Here is a 16785-nt window from a genome sequence, read left to right as displayed (position 1 = left end):
AAGCTGCATCCGCCGGATGGTATCCGAGGGTTGCCAATGCTTTTGCGTTGGTGTCTTTTCGCGCCGTCCTCAATCACGGAAGCCGCCATGTCCTTTCACAAACTCGACGACCTCGGCCACAAGCTCGAAGCGCTTGAACATGCGCTGGCCATCCTCGGCGCCGATGAAGCGACCCACATGGCCGTCGGTGGCGGCGAGAAGCGCGCCGAGGCGATGGCGGCCCTTGCCGGCATGTATCACACCAGGGCGACCGCACCGGAAATATCGGACTGGATCGCCGCCGCTGAAGGCGAGGCATTGGACGATGAGCAGCGGGCGGCTCTCGCCGAGCTGCGGCGGCAGTACACCAACCTGACCTGCCTGCCGGTCGAGTTCGTCGAACGCCAGACGACGGCGCGCATGCGTTGCGAGCAGCTATGGCGCGACCTACGCGCCAAGAACGACTGGGCTGGCTTCCAGCCGGCGCTCGAGGGCGTGGTGGCGCTGGTGCGCGAAGAGGCGGCCCTGCGCTCCGACGTGCTAGGCCTTGCCCCCTATGACGCGCTGATGGAGCAATTCGACCCTGGCAACCGCACGGCTGACATCACTCCTGTCTTCGCCGACCTGAAGGCCTTCCTCAAAGGCTTCGTGCCTGAGGCGCTGGCGATCCAGGAAGCGCGGCTGCGCAAGCATCCGCTGAAGCCGCTTTCGGGCACCTATGCGATCGACCGGCAGCGCGAACTCGGCCTTGCCATGATGGCCGCGGTCGGCTTCGACCTGACCCACGGCTCGCTGTCGGTGTCGCACCATCCGTTCTGCGGCGGCGTGCCCAGCGACGTGCGCATCACCACCCGCTACAAGACATCGGATTTCCTGTCGGCGCTGATGGGCGTGCTGCACGAGACCGGGCATGCGCTCTATGAACAGAACCTGCCCAAGGCATGGTCGCACTGGCCGCTCGGCAAGGCCCGCGGCATGGCCGTGCATGAAAGCCAGAGCCTGTTCGTCGAAAAGCAGATCGGCCGCAATCCCGCCTTCTGGCGCTGGGCGCTGCCGGTGGTGGAAAAGCATCTCGGCGAAGCCTGGTCGCTCGACGATATCCTGCCACATGTGCATCGTGTCGAGCGTGGCCTGATCCGTGTCGACGCAGACGAAGTGACCTATCCGCTGCATGTCATCCTGCGTTACGAACTGGAGCAGGAGCTTGTCTCCGGCCGCCTGGAGGTGGCTGATCTGCCCGAAGCCTGGGATGCCAAGATGCGCGACTATCTCGGCCTCTCCACCATCGACAATCCGGCCGATGGGCCGATGCAGGACGTGCACTGGCCGGGTGCCGCCTTCGGCTATTTCCCCTCCTACACGTTGGGCGCGATGATGGCGGCGCAGCAATGGGCCGCGCTGGTGCGCGAACATCCTTCAGCCGACGACGACCTGGCGAAAGGGAATTTCGCGGCCATCAACGGCTGGCGTCGCGAGAAAATCTGGTCGCAGGGGTCGCGATGGTCGACGCCGGACCTGCTCGAACGCGCCACCGGCGAAAAACTCAACGCCATGTATTTCACGGAGCATTTGCGCAAACGATACGGAACTGCGTGAGGCGACGCTGTAGTCGCCGGCCGAAACGCGCCCGCTATTCAGCCGCGCCCCTGAAGGCGCTGGCGCCGGTCTCGAATTGCAGCTTGGCCAGCCGCGCATAGATGCCGCCCTTGGCGACCAGGCTCTGATGCGTGCCTTCCTCGACGATGCGGCCGCCATCCATGACCAGGATCCTGTCGGCCTTCAGCACCGTCGCCAGCCGGTGGGCGATGACGATGGTGGTGCGCCCCTGCATCAGCCGCTCGAGCGCCGTCTGCACCAGCGTCTCGCTTTCGGCGTCGAGGGCGGAGGTCGCCTCGTCGAGCAGCAGGATCGGCGCATCGCGCAGGATGGCGCGGGCGATGGCGACCCGTTGGCGCTGGCCGCCCGACAGCGTCACGCCACGTTCGCCGACCGGGCTGTCATAGCCATGTTCGAGCTTGAGAATGAATTCGTCGGCAAGCGCATCCTTAGCCGCGGTCTCGATCTCGGCCTCGCTGGCACCTGGACGGCCAAAGCCGATATTGTCGCGCGCGCTCGCCGCGAAAATGGTGACATCCTGCGGCACGATGGCGATGCGCTCGCGCACCGAAACCGGATCAGCTTCGCGCACGTCGACGCCGTCGATCAGGATCTTGCCGGTTTCGGGATCGTAGAAGCGCAGGATCAGCGAAAAGACGGTGCTCTTGCCGGCCCCTGAAGGACCGACGATGGCCACCGTCTCGCCGGGTTTGACCGAAAAACTCAAGCCATGGACGGCGGCGCGGTCGGGTCTTGCCGGATAGGAGAACGAGACATCATCGAAGATGATCGCGCCTTTGGCGGCCGCAGGCAACGGCTTCGGATCGGCAGGCGCCTGGATCGCCGGTGTCTCGGCCAATATCTCGGTCAGCCGTTCGGCGGCGCCGGCTGCTTGCGCGAGTTCGCCCCAGACTTCCGACAGCGCGCCGAGCGCGCCGGCGGCGAACACCGAATAAAGCAGGAACTGCCCGAGTGTGCCGGGCGACAGATTGCCGTCAAGCACGTCGCGCGAGCCGAACCACAGCACCGCAACGACCGAGGAGAAAATGGTAAAGATAGCGAAGAAGGTGAGGAAGGAACGTGCGAAGATAGAGGCCCGCGCCGCCTCGAAGGCCGCTTCCACCGCACCCGAAAACCGTCCAGTGACCAGTGTCTCATTGGTGAACGCCTGCAGCGTGCGCACCGCGCCGATCTGTTCGCTGGCATAGGCTGTAGCGTCGGCAAGCGTGTCCTGCGCCTGCCTCGACTTGCGACGCACCGAGCGGCCAAAGGCGACCAGCGGCAGCACGATGACCGGTATCGCGGCAATGACCAAGCCGGACAGTTTCGGGCTGGTGACAACCATCATCGCCAATGCGCCGAGGCCAAGGATGACGTTGCGCAGCGCGACCGAGGCCGTGGCGCCGACCGCCGATTTGACTTGTGTGGTATCGGCGGCAAGCCGCGACACGATCTCGCCGGACTGGGCGGTGTCGAAGAAGGCAGGCGACAGCGTCGTCACATGGGCAAAGACATCGCGTCTGATGTCGGCGACGACGCGCTCTCCGAGCGTGATGACGAAATAGTAGCGGCCGGCCGATGCCGCCGCCAGCACGGCGGCCATCGCCACCAGGGCGGCGAAGTATTCGGCGATGAAACTGGTGCTGGACGACGAGAAACCATGGTCGATCATGCGCCGCACCGCCAGCGGCAGCGCCAGCGTCGTTGCCGCTGCGATGACCAGCGAGATGAGGGCGCCGACCACCAGCGTGCGATATCCAGTGATGTAGGGAAACAGGCGCCTGAGCGGCTTGAGCGAGCGTCGGCGCTCGTCTGCGCTGCTTGATTGCGCCATCTCGCTGTTTCCTCTAGCCGCCTCAGCTTCATGCGCCTTGAATATGCGCTTGCCGCGGCCTTGTGATTCAATTCCGGCTGATGTATAGGCACGCCGATCGTTTTAGAAGCCGTGGCTCCTCAATAGCTGCGGCTTCGAGTTTTAAAAAGAGGCGCATCGACGCAGGCTTATGCCCGTCAGCCGCGCCGGCAAGCCAGGAACCGAGCCATGAAGAGCGCAATCCATCCCGACTACCACACCATCAAGGTCGTCATGACCGACGGCACCGAATACATGACCCGTTCGACCTGGGGCAAGGAAGGCGATACGATGAACCTCGATATCGACCCGACCACCCACCCGGCCTGGACCGGCGGCCAGCAGACCCTGCTCGACCGCGGCGGCCGCCTGTCGAAGTTCAAGAAGCGTTTTGAGGGTTTCGGCCTCTAAGCCGCATCGGGCTTTCGCAGATCAAGAACCCGCCTTCGAGGCGGGTTTTTTGTTGACCAGAACCATCTTCCCCTCCCCCCGTCATAAAGCTGTTCTTAAATATCACAGGCCCGCGCTGCCCTCACCTGCCTGCCGGCATCCTCTCCCCGTATAGTGACGGGGGAGAGGGGCTCCGTCCTTGGCGGCTTCACCAGATGTTGAAACTATGGGAAGTTCAAGGCTTCTCTACTCGGCCAGCAGCTCCCGCAGCGCCATGCGCTTGTAGGCGGCGACCAGCCTGTCGCCTTCTTGCCGCTCGACCGAGATCGCCAAGCGCATGACCGCCTCGCCCATCTGCCAGACGAGAAACGCCGTGGTCTCCAGGGAGACGGGGTCGGCGCCGGGGCGTAGCCGCTTCAGCACCGCGACCAGGAATTCGGCATTGGCCCGACTGTCGGCGAGCTCGAGCTGGCGCAGCGCCTTGTCTGCTTGCGTGCCCGACCAGATGTCGCGCATCACCGGCTCGGCCAGGAACAACCCGTAATAAATGTCGACCAGCTCCGAGAACGCCCGGCCAAGCCCTTCGGCGTCGTTGACGTCTTTCAACGCCGCCGAAATGCAGGCCTGGCTTTCCACGGTGTAGCGTTCGGCCAGCGCCCAGACGATCGCCCGCTTGTCCGGAAAGAATTGGTAGAGCGACCCGATCGACACCTCTGCCCGTTCCGCCACCTCGCCCATGCGCATGGCATCGCTGCCTTGCTCCGCGATCAGCGCCGAGGCGGCGGCCAGCATGCGCTCGACCCGCTCGCGGCTGCGCTGCTGGCTCGGCGCCCGGCGTGGCGAGGCAATCTGATCGTTGGCCGCTGTGCCGTCCATGACTGTCTCCAACAAACCCGCTCGGCAAATCGGGGAATGACTTGACTTACAAAATACGAGGGTTTATCACGTTTTGCAAATGTGAGGATTACTCATGTTTTGACGCGGAGAAAATGACATGACTGATACCAAACCAATCCTGATCCTCGGCGGCACCGGCAAGACCGGCAGCCGTCTCGCGGCGCGGCTGACCGCGCATGGCGTGCCGGTACGCATCGGCTCGCGCTCCGGCGCGCCGCGCTTCGACTGGGAAGTTCCCGCCACCTGGGGACCCGCACTCGATGGCGTCGACGCCGTCTACATCAGCTACTATCCAGACCTCGCCGTGCCGGGTGCCGCCGAAACCGTTGGCGTCTTCTCCCGGCTTGCGGTGGCCAGTGGCGTCACCCGGCTGGTGCTGCTCTCGGGGCGCGGCGAGCACGAGGCCCAGCGCGCCGAGGAGATGCTGAAGGCCTCGGGCGCGGAGTGGACGATCCTGCGCTGCGCCTGGTTCTCGCAGAACTTCTCCGAAGGTTTTCTCATCGAGCCGCTGCTGGCGGGCGAGGTGGCGCTGCCGGTCGGGCCTGTCGGCGAACCTTTTGTCGATGCCGACGACATCGCCGAAGTGGCCTTCGTCACGCTGACCGAGCCCGACCATGTCGGCCTGCTCTATGAACTAACCGGACCGCGGCTGCTGAGTTTCGCCGACGCGGTCGCAGAGATCGCAAGGGCCGCCGGGCGCGATATCCGCTTTGTCAGTATCTCGCATGACGAATTCACCACGGCGGTCGCCGCGCATGACCTGCCGCCTGAGTTCGCCTGGCTGCTCAACGAGCTGTTCACGCAAGTTCTCGACGGCCGCAACGAGGCCCTCGCCGACGGCGTCCAGCGCGTGCTCGGCCGCCAGCCCAGGGACTTTTCCGCCTACGCAACCGAAACCGCCGCAACCGGCATCTGGAGCAACTGACATGATCGCCAAACTTCTCCCCAGCCTCACCTTCATCGCGGCCCTGGGCGCAGGCGTCGTCGGCGGCGTGTTCTTCGCCTTCTCCAATTTCGTCATGCCGGCATTTGCCCGTCTGCCGGCGGCGGGCGGCATCGCCGCCATGAATTCGATCAACGTCACCGTCATCACGCCGATGTTCATGACCGCCCTTTTCGGCACAGGGCTGATCTGCCTGGTGCTCGTCGCCGGCGCGATCATCGGCTGGAGCCAGCCGGGTTCGTTCTGGCTACTCGCCGGCGCGCTTATCTATCTTGTCGGCAACCCGATCGTGACCATGGTCTTCAACGTGCCGCTCAACGATGCACTGGCCGCAGTCGATCCAGCCAGCAGCAATGGTGCCGCGGTCTGGTCCGACTTTCTCAGGGACTGGGTGATGTGGAACCACGTCCGCACCGTCACCGCCATCGTGGCGATGGCATCCTTCTGGTTCGCCTCGCGTTGACATGTTTGCGGGCCGCCGCATCGGGCGTTGCGGCGGCCGCAAGCATTATCGGGAGAAGAGCCGTGAACGACCCCTATTCGACCATGGCCATCGGCATCGCGATCGGCGTTGGCCTCGGTGCTGCCCTTGGCGCGGCGATGGATGATTCGGCCCTCGGCGTCGGCGTGGGCATCGCGATCGGTGCCGGCATCGGTGCTGTTTTCGGACGCCGGCCCGGAAAATGATGGTCCTGCTTTCGCAGCAAAATCTCAGCTCTTCGCCTTACGGTCGGCGTGGCCGAGATCACGATCCGGATCGATCACATCGCGGACCAACTGCTTGAGTTTAGCCGCGTCCGGAAAACCGCCGTCGCGCTTGCGGTCCCAGACCAGCACATCGTTGCAGGAGATGGTGAAGATGCCGCCTGTGCCCGGCACCAGCGTCACCTCGCCGAGATCGGTGCCGAAGGTGGAGAGCAGCTCCTGCGCCATCCAGCCGGCACGCAACAGCCATTGGCATTGCGTGCAGTAGGTGATGCGGATGGCGGGCAACCGAGCTTTGCTCATGTCGGATCGGGCTTCACTCACGCCGCGCTGAGCTTGGCCAAGGTCTCGTCATCGACTTCGAAGTTGGCGTACACGCTTTGCACGTCGTCATCGTCCTCGAGCGTCGCAACCAGTTTCATCAGCGACTGCGCCCGCTCTTCGTCGACGGGGACATTGTTCTGCGGCCTCCAGATCGCCTTGACCGATTCGGCCTCGCCGAGCGAGGCTTCAAGTGCCTTGGACACCTCGCCGAGAGTCTCGAAGGCGCAATAGATCGTGTGGCCTTCCTCGTCCGACTCGACATCGTCGGCGCCGGCTTCGATGGCCGCGTCCATGATCTTGTCGGCACTGCCGGCCGAGGCCGGATAGTAGATTTCGCCGGCGCGGTCCCACATGAACGACACCGATCCGGTTTCGCCGAGCGCGCCGCCGGCCTTGGTGAAGGCGGCGCGGACGTTGGACGCCGACCGGTTGCGGTTGTCGGTCAGTGCCTCGACGATCACGGCGACGCCACCTGGACCATACCCTTCGTAGCGCACGGCTTCGTAATTCTCTGCATCACCCATCGAGGCCTTGTTGATGGCGCGCTGGATGTTGTCCTTCGGCATCGACACGGCCTTGGCGTTCTGGATCGCCAGGCGCAGGCGCGGGTTCATCGATGGATCGGGCGTCCCGCTCTTGGCGGCAACGGTGATTTCGCGCGCCAGCTTGGAAAACATTTTCGACCGCACCGCGTCCTGACGGCCCTTGCGGTGCATGATGTTCTTGAACTGTGAATGGCCAGCCATGGCACCCCTGTCGTGTTCGGCTAGAGCCCCTTGCCGCGAGATGCGTCACCTCGCCTTTGCAAAAGGCTCGAATTCAAAATTTCAGAACGACCCTGATGCGTCCGGGTGGACGCGCGGCGCTCCTTGTCGGAATGGCCGGCTTATAGATAAATCGGCTCAATTCGTCCAGCCGCGCCGCGCCACGGCGATCCCGGCCTTGTCTATGCTTCCAGATCGGACCTCAGCCGGTCGATGATGCTGAGCGCGTGGCCGGCATACTGGCTGATCCAGCGGTCGTGGATCTGCTTGATCGGCAGGGAATTCAGATGGTTCCAGCGCTCGCGTCCGTCACGACGCGCAACGATCAGATCCGCCTCCTCCAGCACCTTGAGATGCAGCATGACGGTGCAGCGGTCGATGGCGGGAAAGGCATCGCACAGCATGCCGGTGGTCTTTGGCTCGTCTTTCAACTGATCCAGTATTTCGCGCCGGCGCGGATGCGCCAGCGCCTTGAAAACATTGTCGTCTTGCGATCGGCTTGACATGTTATGTTTCTATAACATATCGTTGTCGCGATCAAGCAAGGAGCTGTGGATATGTCTCTTGGATTCAGTGTTTCAGGGCGCATCGGCAAACCGGTCGCCGAAGTCTTTGACGCGGTCGTCAATCCGAAGAAGCTCAGCGGCTATTTCACCACCATCGGCGGCGCCAGCGCGCCATTGGTTGCCGGTTCGGGTGTCGTCTGGTGGGGCAAGGTGCCGGTCGAGGTCGACGAAGTGGTCAAGGACAGCCGCATCGTGCTGCGCTGGGATGCCACCGACACCGACGGCAAGCCCGCCTACAAGACCCGCATCGAGATGAATTTCGAGCCGCTCGACGATGGCGGCACCTTCGTCACCATCGCCGAGAGCGGCTGGCAGGAAGGCGCGGTCGGCCTGAAGAAGTCCTACCTGAATTGCGAGGGCTGGTCGCAGATGCTGGCCTGCATGAAGGCCTATGTCGAATACGGCATCAATCTGCGCGACGGTTATTACCGCAGCGAGATGAGGGGCGAACCCGCCAGCGAGGCCAATGTTTGAACGACGATAGGAAAAGGGGAGAACCCGCAATGACGAAAGTAAGGCCATTCCTGATGTTCGAGGGCAAGGCCGAAGAGGCAATGACCCTTTATTGCGAGGCCATTCCCGACAGTAGCATCCTCGACGTCACACGTTACGGTTCCGGTGAAGACGGCGCGGAAGGTATGCTCAAACTCGCGCGCGTTTCCATCTGCGGCCTGGAGGTGACGGTCTATAACAGCCCTGTTCACCACGCTTTCACCTTCACGCCGTCGTTCTCGCTCTATGTCGACTGTTCCTCCGAACAGGAGCTGGAGCGCATCGTCGAAACCTTGGCGAAGGGAGGCGGCTTCCTGATGCCGCCGGACAACTATGGCTTTAGCCGCCGCTTCGCATGGCTGAACGACAGGTTCGGCGTCTCCTGGCAGATCAACCTGCCATGACGGAACGCCAGTTGAACCAGCCAACCAGCACCCCAACAAGGACGGGAACCATGACCGCGAAGATCACCGGCGGCATCAACATCGCCATGAAGGTGCCGTCGCACCAGTACGAAGCGACGATCGCCTTCTACCGCGACGTCGTTGGCCTCAAGCCGTTCACCGCCAAGCCGCCGGCGATCGGCTTCGAACTTGGGCCTAACCGGCTGTGGATCGACGAAGTGCCGATGATGAGCCAGGCCGAGATTTGGCTGGAGCTTTTCACGCAGGATTTTCCGGGCGCCGCGGATCATCTGGCCAAGGCAGGCGTTGTGCGTTGCGATGCCATCGAGCCATTGGGCGAGGGTTTCCGTGGTGGCTGGATCACCAATCCGGCCAACATCATTCATATGGTGCGCGAACCCGACGCCTGGTGAGCGTATTCGAAAGGAGATCGCCATGGAAATCCGTGAAACACCGACAGCCGAAGCCGCCATGCTGATCCGGCGGCCGGTCGCTGATGTTTTCGAGGCCATCGTCGATCCGGCGATCACGACCCGCTTCTGGTTCACCCATGGCAGCGGCCGGCTTGACGGTGGCAAGCCTGTTCAGTGGGAGTGGCGCATGTATGGCGTCTCGACGACCGTCGACGTCAGCGAGATCGTCCGGGACAAGAAGATCGTCATGACGTGGAGCGACCCGCCGACCACTGTGGTCTGGACCTTCACTGAAATGCCTGGCGAGGCGACATTCCTCGAAGTCGGGAATTTTGGCTTTACCGGCAATGGCGACGAGCAGGTGAAAGAAGCGGTCGGCTCAACCGGCGGCTTCACGCTGGTGCTCGCCGGCGCCAAGGCCTGGCTGGAGCAGGGCCTGACCCTGAGCCTCATCGGTGATCGTCACCCGAGGGGGGTACCGGCAGGTTAAACGACTCAGGATCGCCGTTTTTCCTGTTCGATCACATGGTGGCGGAGCACGCGATTGATCTCGGTTTGATAGCCCCCACCTCCGACATGTTCCTTGAACCAGGAGAGCACGTCGGCATCGAGCCGAATGGTCACCGGCTGCTTAATTGGGCGGTAAAGATGCCCACGACGGGCATGTATCCAGTTCTCGGCCGGAGCCTCTGGAATATCGGAAGTATCAATCTCGCTGTCAGGCAAATCGGCCAGCTTTGCAAGCTGGTCTCGCTGGTCGTGGCTAAGGTCCTTCCTGCTCATAGCGCCTCCTTTCATGCGGCGTCGCTTTCCGAGCCCTGACAATCCGAACCCGCTCTTCAGCTTCGCGATCCGGGTAGGTATGGACAACCAGCAGAACCACTACGGTTTTGACCATCCCGATCGCATGCCATCGTTGCTCACCGTCTTCGAAGCGGTCAGGCACGATAAGATGAAGCGGGTCATCGAACACCTTCTGGGCGAGATCGAATGCAACCCCATGTTTGGCAAGGTTGCGTCAGACTGTGGCGTCCGCGCTCTAATGCCCGTCGCCGGATTTCGCTTTCTTGCGCCGCCGCGCCAGCATGTTGAGCCCCTCGACCAGCGCCGAAAAACCCATCGCCGCGTAGATGTAGCCCTTGGGAACATGATAGCCCATGCCGTCCGCGATCAGCGTCATGCCGATCATCAACAGGAAGCCCAGGGCCAGCATGACGATGCTGGGGTTCTTGGCGATGAAGTTGGCCAGCGGACCCGCCGCCAGCATCATCACGCTGACGGCCACGATCACCGCGATGTACATGATGGCGATCTCGTCGGTCATGCCGACGGCGGTGATGATGGAATCGATCGAAAAGACGAGGTCGAGCAGCAGAATCTGGAAGATCGCGCCGGCAAGCGAGATCTTGAGCGTCTCTCCCATCATCGTGTCCTTGTGGTCGTCGGGATCGACCGTGTGGTGGATCTCCTTGGTCGCCTTCCACACCAGGAACAGGCCGCCGGCGATCAGGATCAGGTCGCGCCAGGAGAAACCGTGGCCGAACGCGGTGAAGACCGGCGTCGTCAGTTGGACGATGACCGAAATGGTGGCGAGCAGCAGCAGGCGCATGATCAGTGCCGCCGAGATGCCGAGCCGGCGCGCACGAGCCCTCTGGTCCACGGGCAGCTTGTTGGTCAGGATGGAGATGAAGATCAGATTGTCGATGCCGAGCACGATCTCGAGCACCACCAGCGTCAGCAAGGCGACCCATGCGGTTGGATCGGAAACGAATTGAAAATGCGGCGCAAGAAATTCGATAAGCTGCATGGAGGTCGTTGTCCCCTCTTTTAACGATCTGAAGCAGATGTCGTCGGCAGTTAGGTACTGCGCGCGCCTATATCAATGTCACGACCAGAACGACGGAGCCGTTTCTTCCAGTCTCGGCCCGCGACGAAACGGCGCGATCTTCTCGGTCAGTCCGGTACGATCGGAAATATTGACACCGACCCCACACAAGGTCGCCGGGCCGGTCGCTGCCTCGAAACGCCCTTTCGGTACTTTCGACAGGAACCGGTTGAGTGGTTCCTCCTTGTCCATGCCGAGCGAGGAATCATAATCGCCGCACATGCCGGCATCCGACAGATAGCCGGTGCCGCCATTGAGGATCTGGTGATCGGCGGTGGGCTGGTGCGTATGGGTGCCGACGACCAGGCTGGCGCGGCCGTCGACGAAATGCGCGAAGCACATCTTTTCCGAGGTCGCTTCCGCATGAAAGTCGATGATCACCGCATCGGCCTGCTCGCCGAGCGGACAGGCTGCAAGCTCACGCTCGCCGGCCTGGAACGGATCGTCGAGCTCGGGATGCATGAATACTCGGCCCATGATGTTGGCGACCAGCACGCGCGCGCCGTTTTTGGCGATGTAGACGCCGGAGCCGCGCCCGGGCGTACCCTTGGGAAAATTGGAGGGCCGCAGGAACCGCTGCTCGCGCGGCGCGAAGGCCAGCGCATCGCGCTGATCCCAGACATGGTTGCCGGTGGTGACGACATCGGCGCCTGCAGCGATGGTCTCCCGAAAGATCTCTTCGGTGATGCCGAAGCCGCCGGCGGCATTCTCGCCATTGACGATGACGAAGTCGAGTTTGAAGTCCGAGATCAGGCCAGGCAGCTGTTCCCACACCGCCGTGCGTCCCGTTTTTCCAACCATGTCACCGAGGAAGAGAAGTCTCATATGATCCTGCACCGAAAGTCAGCGAAGCAAATGCCGCATGACATCCGCGAAAAGATCATGCCTCCATTATCTACAATTTTGGCGTGAAGCGGCGCAACCCGCTCTCGGTGAGTATTTCCGGGATGATCACGTCATGGTTCTCGTCCGGAACCTGCGCCACTTCCTGGCAGTCGAAGGCTATGCCGATCAGCCGGGGCGTATGCCCCTTGTCGACGAGCTTCGCGATCGCGCGATCGTAATAGCCGGCGCCATAACCGATGCGGTGGCCGCGTGCGTCGAAGGCGGCGAGCGGCACCAGCATGACCGAGGGGTCGAGAACCTCGGCCTCCGCGTGCGGTCCGACCGTGCCAAAACCCATGTCGACCATCGGCGCGCCACGCACCAGTTCGCGAAAGACGATGGTGGTCTTGTCGAGAATGGCAGGCAGGCAGAGCCGTGCGCCCCGCTCACGCAAGGCGAACATCAGCGGCCTGACATCGACCTCCGAGCGCATCGGCCAGAAACCGGAGACGATCTGGCCAGGCCCGATCTCCAGATGGTCGCGCGCCGTCTCCGCCATTTCGAGCGCGGCCTCGACCCGCCAGAATTCGTCGAGCGCGTCGCGGCGAGCGAGTGCCTCGAGGCGTAGCTGCTTTTTCAGGTCTTTGGGAGAGGTCATGCGGCCAAGGTAGAAAAGGTCAGAGCTGTGTGACGTCTCAAGCGCGACGTTTTCCACCGCATCATCCGCCAGGATGGGTGGACGCCTTGCGACAAGTGACGGTCCACACAACCGGTGGAGAGGTCGATCCCGGGTGCCTACAAAGTAGGTGGGCGCCGTGTGAGAAAACCCACGGGTCTTCCCAGGGACAGCTCCCTAAGGATCGTTAAGGCCCCGGGGAAAAGTGTCTCCTGCCGGGAAGCGCAGACCGCCTCGATCAATATAGGCCGATGGTGACACAAGCGCCAGAGAGACGGTGCTCTTTCCACACCGGTCGGCATCATCGCCTTTGCAGGCCCGCCCTTGCGCGGACCGGAGGGCCTCCTTACGGTTCCCGGAATGAACCAAGGAGCAAAAATGCGTTTCGAAGGCACGGCGGCCTATGTCGCCGACAAGGATCTGATGGTGGCGGTCAACGCGGCGATAGCGCTGGAACGGCCGCTGCTGGTCAAGGGCGAGCCCGGCACCGGCAAGACCGAACTAGCCCGCCAGGTGGCGGCGGCACTCGGCCTCGACCTCATCGAATGGCATGTCAAATCGACGACACGGGCGCAGCAAGGTCTCTACGAGTACGACGCCGTGTCGCGGCTGCGCGACAGCCAGCTCGGCGATGTCAGGTTCAACGACATCAAGAACTACATCAAGCGCGGCAAGCTCTGGGAGGCGTTCGCGGCTGGCAAGAAGGTCGTGCTCCTCATCGACGAGATCGACAAGGCCGACATCGAATTCCCCAACGATCTCCTGCAGGAACTCGATCGGATGGAGTTCTTCGTCTACGAGACCGGCGAGACCATCCGCGCCGCCGTCCGCCCGATCGTCATCATCACCTCCAACAACGAGAAGGAACTGCCGGACGCCTTCCTGCGCCGCTGCTTCTTCCATTATATCCGCTTTCCCGACGTCGATACGCTGCACCGGATCGTCGATGTCCATTATCCCGGCATCAAGCAGAACCTGGTGCGCGCCGCCCTCACCCAGTTCTACGAAATTCGCGACGTGCCGGGCTTGAAGAAGAAGCCGTCAACCTCCGAGGCATTGGACTGGATCCGCCTGCTGGTCGCCGATGACATCGCGCCCGAGGATTTGCGCGCCGACGCCAAGAACGCGCTGCCCAAGCTGCACGGTGCCCTGCTGAAGAACGAACAGGATGTGCATCTGTTCGAGCGGCTGGCCTTCATGGCCAGGCGGCAGCAATAGCAAGGCAGCAATAGCACTTTCCCCTGATGTGGACCGTTGCCGCCGGCCGCAGAGCACGTCAGCATCGGCCAGAACCCTTCGGAGGAGATGTAATGTCTGAGATTGTTGTCCGCCCGCTCGCGCAATCCGACCACGCCGACTGGCGCCGCTTGTGGACCGACTATCTGACCTTCTATGAAACCAAGCTGCCGGAAGAGGTCTACGCGATTACCTGGAAGCGGCTGTTCACGACAGGCGAATTCGAGCCGAAGGGTTTTATCGCGACCCTCGACGGCAAGGCCGTCGGCCTCACCCACTACCTCTATCACCGCTCCGGCTGGTCGGAGAAAAACAATTGCTACCTGCAGGACCTGTTCGCCGACCCGGATGTGCGCGGCAAGGGCATCGGTGCGGCCCTCATCGAAGCCGTGAAGCAGGAGGCCGGCAAGATCGGGGTGAAAAACGTCTACTGGATGACGCACGAGACCAACGCCACCGCGCGCAAGCTCTACGACCACGTCGCGCGTAGGACCGGCTTTATCGAGTATGATCTGTTGTAGTCATGTTCATCCCCTTCTTCCTTGAACTGAAGGCAGCGCGCGTTCCCGTTTCGCTCAGGGAATACCTCTCTCTGCTCGAAGGGCTGGAAGCCGGGCTTGTCGATTATGACGTCGAGGGTTTTTACTATCTCGCCCGCGCCGCTTTGGTGAAGGACGAGCGCCATATCGACCGCTTCGACCAGGTGTTCGCGCATGTCTTCAAGGGGATCGAGGCGCTCGGCGGCCCGGATGCCGTCGACTTCGCCGACATTCCCGAGGAATGGCTGCGCCGGCTCGCCGATAAGCACCTGACCGAGGAGGAGAAAAGACTGGTCGAGGCGCTTGGCGGCTTCGACAGGCTGATGGAGACGCTGAAGCAGCGGCTCAAGGAACAGAAGGGCCGCCACCAGGGCGGCTCGAAATGGATCGGCGCGGGCGGCACCTCGCCCTTCGGCGCCTATGGCTACAACCCCGAAGGCGTGCGCATCGGGCAAGCTGAAAGCCGCAACCGGCGCGCGGTAAAAGTCTGGGACAAGCGCGAATTCAGGAATTTCGACGATGCCGTCGAACTCGGCACCCGCAACATCAAGATCGCGCTGAAGCGTCTGCGCCGCTGGGTGCGCGAAGGCGCCGAGGAAGAGTTCGACCTGCCCGGCACCATCCACGCCACCGCCGAGCACGGCTATCTCGACGTCCAGACACGGCCCGAGCGTCGCAATGCGGTGAAGCTCCTGATGTTCTTCGATGTCGGCGGCTCGATGGACGATCACATCAAGAGCGTCGAGGAGCTGTTTTCGGCGGCTCGCGCCGAATTCCGCCAGCTCGAATATTTCTATTTCCACAACTGCCTCTACGAAGGCGTGTGGAAGGACAATCGCCGCCGCCATGCCGAGGTGATTCCGACGTTTGACCTCATCCACAAATATGGCCCCGACTATAAAGTCATCGTCGTCGGCGATGCCTCGATGAGCCCTTACGAGATCGCCCACCCCGGCGGCTCGGTGGAACACTGGAATCCCGAGGCGGGCAGCGTTTGGCTCGGCCGGCTCCTGCAGCAATGGCCGAACGCGGTGTGGCTGAATCCGGAGAGTGAAAGGAATTGGGGCTTTACGCATTCCATCGCCATGATTCGCGACATCTTCGGCGGCCGCATGTTCCCGCTGACACTGGCCGGGCTGGAAGCCGCGACGAAGCAGCTTTCCAGAAAGCATTAGTTGTCGGAGATACAGGACAAGGTTGGCGCTGCCCCTTATCGCCCTGCCGGGCACTTCTCCCCGTATAGTGACGGGGAGAAGGAAGCTGGCCGTGGCCTCGATGCCCATCTTGCAATGCCGGCGATTGGCGAAACCGGCGACGGGAGCACCCCTCTCCCCGTCACTGTACGGGGAGAGGATGCCGGCAGGCAGGTGAGGGGCAGCACAGACGCCGAAAGCTAGCAAGCGATTCGACCTTACAATGCCAGGCACTGGGCAGGTCTGTAACAAATGCCTATGTTGGGGCGAATATCCGGTTGCAACCAAGAACGAGCTGACAAGGCTGAGGAGATCAAATGGACACCCACACCTACCCCGTCACCCGCACCGATGCCGAATGGCGCGCCCGGCTGACGCCGGAGCAATACGCGGTCATGCGCAACCACGGCACCGAGCGGCCGGGAAGCTGCGCCCTGCTCTATGAGAAGCGTGCCGGCACTTTTTCCTGCGTCGGCTGCGACCAGCCGCTGTTCCAATCCACGCTGAAGTTCGAAAGCGGCACCGGCTGGCCGAGCTTCAACGATCCCGTTCCGGGCTCGGTCGAGAACACCGTTGACCGCAGCTACGGCATGGTCCGGACCGAGTGCCACTGCTCTCGTTGCGGCAGCCATCTCGGCCATGTCTTCGAGGACGGCCCACCGCCGACCGGCCTGCGCTACTGCATCAACGGCGTGGCGCTGAAATTCGAGCCGGCGGCCTGAGCAAGGCGTCAACATCTCTCGCGAAGGGCGGCTCCTGCCGCCCTTTTTCGTATGGAGCAATTCCAGGAAAGTGTGTCGCTGCTCAGGCGACTGCCGTCGCAATCAACCAAAGCGCCGAGCCAAGCATCATCAGTTGGCCTTGAAGCCGCCGGCCTCGGCCGTGCGCCAGACCGCAATGGTCAGGAAGACGTTGTAGGGCACAGGCAGGAAATGCACCATCAGCACCAGCCAGAGCGGCAGCTTCAGCCCGAGCAGGGCAAGCGCCAGCGCCGACGAGGCGACGCTGATCAAGGTGCCGACAAGCAGCGTGTCGCGCCAGAACAGGCGGTCGAGCGGCGCTTCGCCTCTCCAGCGCGTACGGAAAAAGTCCGTCATCACCGGCGA

At 62.6% G+C, this 16785-nt stretch carries 23 protein-coding genes, 1 other RNA gene and 1 pseudogene; 13 read left to right on the top strand and 12 right to left on the bottom strand.

The genetic code is table 11. From position 1 onward, the window contains the following. Nucleotides 1-87: 87 nt before the first annotated feature. Nucleotides 88-1575, top strand: coding sequence for a carboxypeptidase M32 (locus EN824_RS20045; RefSeq protein WP_127277956.1), 1488 nt, complete (start codon nt 88-90; stop codon nt 1573-1575). Nucleotides 1576-1609: 34 nt separating this feature from the next. Here the strand turns inward: EN824_RS20045 and EN824_RS20040 are convergent, their stop codons facing one another. Next, complete coding sequence (locus EN824_RS20040; protein ID WP_127872146.1) at nt 1610-3409, bottom strand: ABC transporter transmembrane domain-containing protein; 1800 nt, start codon at nt 3407-3409, stop codon at nt 1610-1612. A 207-nt stretch (nt 3410-3616) separates the two neighbouring features. Here EN824_RS20040 and rpmE point away from each other — a divergent pair, with 207 nt between their 5' ends. Continuing rightward, nucleotides 3617-3838 carry a 50S ribosomal protein L31 gene (gene rpmE, locus EN824_RS20035; protein ID WP_096451251.1) on the top strand — a complete coding sequence of 74 codons (222 nt, stop codon included), beginning with the start codon at nt 3617-3619 and terminating at the stop codon, nt 3836-3838. 225 nt (nt 3839-4063) lie between these two features. Here the strand turns inward: rpmE and EN824_RS20030 are convergent, their stop codons facing one another. Further along, a complete protein-coding gene (locus EN824_RS20030; protein WP_127278117.1) occupies nt 4064-4693 on the bottom strand; it encodes a TetR/AcrR family transcriptional regulator in 630 nt (209 codons plus the stop codon). A 118-nt stretch (nt 4694-4811) separates the two neighbouring features. Between EN824_RS20030 and EN824_RS20025 the strand changes: the two genes are divergently transcribed. The 3 genes from EN824_RS20025 (at nt 4812) to EN824_RS35305 (ending at nt 6344) form a co-directional block, all read left to right on the top strand. Beyond that, complete coding sequence (locus tag EN824_RS20025; protein ID WP_127278118.1) at nt 4812-5639, top strand: NAD(P)H-binding protein; 828 nt, start codon at nt 4812-4814, stop codon at nt 5637-5639. A 1-nt stretch (nt 5640) separates the two neighbouring features. Beyond that, on the top strand, nt 5641-6120 hold the full coding sequence (locus EN824_RS20020) for a DUF1772 domain-containing protein (protein WP_189343584.1): 480 nt from the start codon (nt 5641-5643) through the stop codon (nt 6118-6120). Between the two features lie 62 nt (nt 6121-6182). Continuing rightward, complete coding sequence (locus tag EN824_RS35305) at nt 6183-6344, top strand: hypothetical protein (protein WP_167531406.1); 162 nt, start codon at nt 6183-6185, stop codon at nt 6342-6344. A gap of 24 nt (nt 6345-6368) precedes the next feature. Here the strand turns inward: EN824_RS35305 and EN824_RS20015 are convergent, their stop codons facing one another. The 3 genes from EN824_RS20015 to EN824_RS20005 form a co-directional block, all read right to left on the bottom strand. Then, nucleotides 6369-6665 carry a SelT/SelW/SelH family protein gene (locus EN824_RS20015; RefSeq protein ID WP_032934919.1) on the bottom strand — a complete coding sequence of 99 codons (297 nt, stop codon included), beginning with the start codon at nt 6663-6665 and terminating at the stop codon, nt 6369-6371. A gap of 17 nt (nt 6666-6682) precedes the next feature. Beyond that, nucleotides 6683-7432, bottom strand: coding sequence for a YebC/PmpR family DNA-binding transcriptional regulator (locus tag EN824_RS20010; RefSeq protein ID WP_127278119.1), 750 nt, complete (start codon nt 7430-7432; stop codon nt 6683-6685). 200 nt (nt 7433-7632) lie between these two features. Further along, on the bottom strand, nt 7633-7956 hold the full coding sequence (locus EN824_RS20005; protein WP_127278120.1) for a helix-turn-helix domain-containing protein: 324 nt from the start codon (nt 7954-7956) through the stop codon (nt 7633-7635). Between the two features lie 51 nt (nt 7957-8007). Between EN824_RS20005 and EN824_RS20000 the strand changes: the two genes are divergently transcribed. Genes EN824_RS20000 through EN824_RS19985 form a run of 4 tightly spaced genes read left to right on the top strand, consistent with a single transcriptional unit; the run spans nt 8008 to nt 9815 of the window. Continuing rightward, nucleotides 8008-8490 (top strand): SRPBCC domain-containing protein, encoded by a 483-nt coding sequence (locus EN824_RS20000; RefSeq protein WP_127278121.1) that lies wholly within the window; start codon nt 8008-8010, stop codon nt 8488-8490. Between the two features lie 29 nt (nt 8491-8519). Further along, nucleotides 8520-8912 (top strand): VOC family protein, encoded by a 393-nt coding sequence (locus tag EN824_RS19995; RefSeq protein ID WP_127278122.1) that lies wholly within the window; start codon nt 8520-8522, stop codon nt 8910-8912. Between the two features lie 50 nt (nt 8913-8962). Next, nucleotides 8963-9325, top strand: a complete 363-nt coding sequence (locus EN824_RS19990) for a hypothetical protein (RefSeq protein ID WP_127278123.1) — start codon at nt 8963-8965, stop codon at nt 9323-9325. Between the two features lie 22 nt (nt 9326-9347). Then, entirely contained in the window at nt 9348-9815 is a 468-nt protein-coding gene (locus tag EN824_RS19985; protein ID WP_127278124.1) for an SRPBCC family protein, read from the top strand. 5 nt (nt 9816-9820) lie between these two features. Here the strand turns inward: EN824_RS19985 and EN824_RS19980 are convergent, their stop codons facing one another. The 6 genes and pseudogenes from EN824_RS19980 to ssrS form a co-directional block, all read right to left on the bottom strand. Continuing rightward, nucleotides 9821-10108, bottom strand: a complete 288-nt coding sequence (locus EN824_RS19980) for a BrnA antitoxin family protein (protein ID WP_127278125.1) — start codon at nt 10106-10108, stop codon at nt 9821-9823. After that, nucleotides 10089-10331: pseudogene (locus tag EN824_RS19975) on the bottom strand (BrnT family toxin); the annotation flags it as partial. The gene EN824_RS19980 and the pseudogene EN824_RS19975, both read right to left, overlap by 20 nt. Before the next feature lie 33 nt (nt 10332-10364). Then, nucleotides 10365-11132 carry a TerC family protein gene (locus tag EN824_RS19970; RefSeq protein WP_127278127.1) on the bottom strand — a complete coding sequence of 256 codons (768 nt, stop codon included), beginning with the start codon at nt 11130-11132 and terminating at the stop codon, nt 10365-10367. Between the two features lie 78 nt (nt 11133-11210). After that, nucleotides 11211-12035, bottom strand: a complete 825-nt coding sequence (locus tag EN824_RS19965) for a YmdB family metallophosphoesterase (RefSeq protein ID WP_127278128.1) — start codon at nt 12033-12035, stop codon at nt 11211-11213. A 70-nt stretch (nt 12036-12105) separates the two neighbouring features. Further along, the gene (locus EN824_RS19960) at nt 12106-12693 is read right to left on the bottom strand and encodes a 5-formyltetrahydrofolate cyclo-ligase (RefSeq protein ID WP_127278129.1); all 588 of its coding nucleotides are present in this window, start codon (nt 12691-12693) and stop codon (nt 12106-12108) included. Between the two features lie 96 nt (nt 12694-12789). Further along, nucleotides 12790-12945: non-coding RNA, 6S RNA (ssrS, locus tag EN824_RS19955), on the bottom strand. A 144-nt stretch (nt 12946-13089) separates the two neighbouring features. Between ssrS and EN824_RS19950 the strand changes: the two genes are divergently transcribed. The 4 genes from EN824_RS19950 to msrB all read left to right on the top strand — a co-directional run bounded on the left by EN824_RS19950 (nt 13090) and on the right by msrB (nt 16401). After that, nucleotides 13090-13929: a MoxR family ATPase gene (locus EN824_RS19950; protein ID WP_127278130.1), complete on the top strand. Its 840-nt coding sequence runs from the start codon at nt 13090-13092 to the stop codon at nt 13927-13929. Between the two features lie 92 nt (nt 13930-14021). Beyond that, a complete protein-coding gene (locus EN824_RS19945) occupies nt 14022-14468 on the top strand; it encodes a GNAT family N-acetyltransferase (protein ID WP_127278131.1) in 447 nt (148 codons plus the stop codon). 2 nt (nt 14469-14470) lie between these two features. Next, nucleotides 14471-15661, top strand: coding sequence for a VWA domain-containing protein (locus EN824_RS19940; protein ID WP_127278132.1), 1191 nt, complete (start codon nt 14471-14473; stop codon nt 15659-15661). Between the two features lie 335 nt (nt 15662-15996). Beyond that, nucleotides 15997-16401: a peptide-methionine (R)-S-oxide reductase MsrB gene (gene msrB, locus EN824_RS19930; protein ID WP_027141754.1), complete on the top strand. Its 405-nt coding sequence runs from the start codon at nt 15997-15999 to the stop codon at nt 16399-16401. A 129-nt stretch (nt 16402-16530) separates the two neighbouring features. Here the strand turns inward: msrB and EN824_RS19925 are convergent, their stop codons facing one another. Further along, nucleotides 16531-16776 (bottom strand): hypothetical protein, encoded by a 246-nt coding sequence (locus EN824_RS19925; RefSeq protein WP_335930840.1) that lies wholly within the window; start codon nt 16774-16776, stop codon nt 16531-16533. Nucleotides 16777-16785 lie beyond the last annotated feature (9 nt).

It is taken from the genome of Mesorhizobium sp. M8A.F.Ca.ET.181.01.1.1, assembly GCF_004792025.1.
Lineage (GTDB): Bacteria > Pseudomonadota > Alphaproteobacteria > Rhizobiales > Rhizobiaceae > Mesorhizobium.
This window is presented reverse-complemented; position numbering and strand designations above follow the sequence as displayed.

What these genes read in the sequence shown, in the direction of transcription:
- EN824_RS20045 (WP_127277956.1), top strand. Translation starts at nt 88, where the DNA reads ATGTCCTTTCACAAACTCGACGACCTCGGCCACAAGCTCGAAGCGCTT.
- EN824_RS20040 (WP_127872146.1), bottom strand. Translation starts at nt 3,409, where the DNA reads ATGGCGCAATCAAGCAGCGCAGACGAGCGCCGACGCTCGCTCAAGCCG.
- rpmE (WP_096451251.1), top strand. Translation starts at nt 3,617, where the DNA reads ATGAAGAGCGCAATCCATCCCGACTACCACACCATCAAGGTCGTCATG.
- EN824_RS20030 (WP_127278117.1), bottom strand. Translation starts at nt 4,693, where the DNA reads ATGGACGGCACAGCGGCCAACGATCAGATTGCCTCGCCACGCCGGGCG.
- EN824_RS20025 (WP_127278118.1), top strand. Translation starts at nt 4,812, where the DNA reads ATGACTGATACCAAACCAATCCTGATCCTCGGCGGCACCGGCAAGACC.
- EN824_RS20020 (WP_189343584.1), top strand. Translation starts at nt 5,641, where the DNA reads ATGATCGCCAAACTTCTCCCCAGCCTCACCTTCATCGCGGCCCTGGGC.
- EN824_RS20015 (WP_032934919.1), bottom strand. Translation starts at nt 6,665, where the DNA reads ATGAGCAAAGCTCGGTTGCCCGCCATCCGCATCACCTACTGCACGCAA.
- EN824_RS20010 (WP_127278119.1), bottom strand. Translation starts at nt 7,432, where the DNA reads ATGGCTGGCCATTCACAGTTCAAGAACATCATGCACCGCAAGGGCCGT.
- EN824_RS20005 (WP_127278120.1), bottom strand. Translation starts at nt 7,956, where the DNA reads ATGTCAAGCCGATCGCAAGACGACAATGTTTTCAAGGCGCTGGCGCAT.
- EN824_RS20000 (WP_127278121.1), top strand. Translation starts at nt 8,008, where the DNA reads ATGTCTCTTGGATTCAGTGTTTCAGGGCGCATCGGCAAACCGGTCGCC.
- EN824_RS19995 (WP_127278122.1), top strand. Translation starts at nt 8,520, where the DNA reads ATGACGAAAGTAAGGCCATTCCTGATGTTCGAGGGCAAGGCCGAAGAG.
- EN824_RS19990 (WP_127278123.1), top strand. Translation starts at nt 8,963, where the DNA reads ATGACCGCGAAGATCACCGGCGGCATCAACATCGCCATGAAGGTGCCG.
- EN824_RS19985 (WP_127278124.1), top strand. Translation starts at nt 9,348, where the DNA reads ATGGAAATCCGTGAAACACCGACAGCCGAAGCCGCCATGCTGATCCGG.
- EN824_RS19980 (WP_127278125.1), bottom strand. Translation starts at nt 10,108, where the DNA reads ATGAGCAGGAAGGACCTTAGCCACGACCAGCGAGACCAGCTTGCAAAG.
- EN824_RS19970 (WP_127278127.1), bottom strand. Translation starts at nt 11,132, where the DNA reads ATGCAGCTTATCGAATTTCTTGCGCCGCATTTTCAATTCGTTTCCGAT.
- EN824_RS19965 (WP_127278128.1), bottom strand. Translation starts at nt 12,035, where the DNA reads ATGAGACTTCTCTTCCTCGGTGACATGGTTGGAAAAACGGGACGCACG.
- EN824_RS19960 (WP_127278129.1), bottom strand. Translation starts at nt 12,693, where the DNA reads ATGACCTCTCCCAAAGACCTGAAAAAGCAGCTACGCCTCGAGGCACTC.
- EN824_RS19950 (WP_127278130.1), top strand. Translation starts at nt 13,090, where the DNA reads ATGCGTTTCGAAGGCACGGCGGCCTATGTCGCCGACAAGGATCTGATG.
- EN824_RS19945 (WP_127278131.1), top strand. Translation starts at nt 14,022, where the DNA reads ATGTCTGAGATTGTTGTCCGCCCGCTCGCGCAATCCGACCACGCCGAC.
- EN824_RS19940 (WP_127278132.1), top strand. Translation starts at nt 14,471, where the DNA reads ATGTTCATCCCCTTCTTCCTTGAACTGAAGGCAGCGCGCGTTCCCGTT.
- msrB (WP_027141754.1), top strand. Translation starts at nt 15,997, where the DNA reads ATGGACACCCACACCTACCCCGTCACCCGCACCGATGCCGAATGGCGC.
- EN824_RS19925 (WP_335930840.1), bottom strand. Translation starts at nt 16,776, where the DNA reads ATGACGGACTTTTTCCGTACGCGCTGGAGAGGCGAAGCGCCGCTCGAC.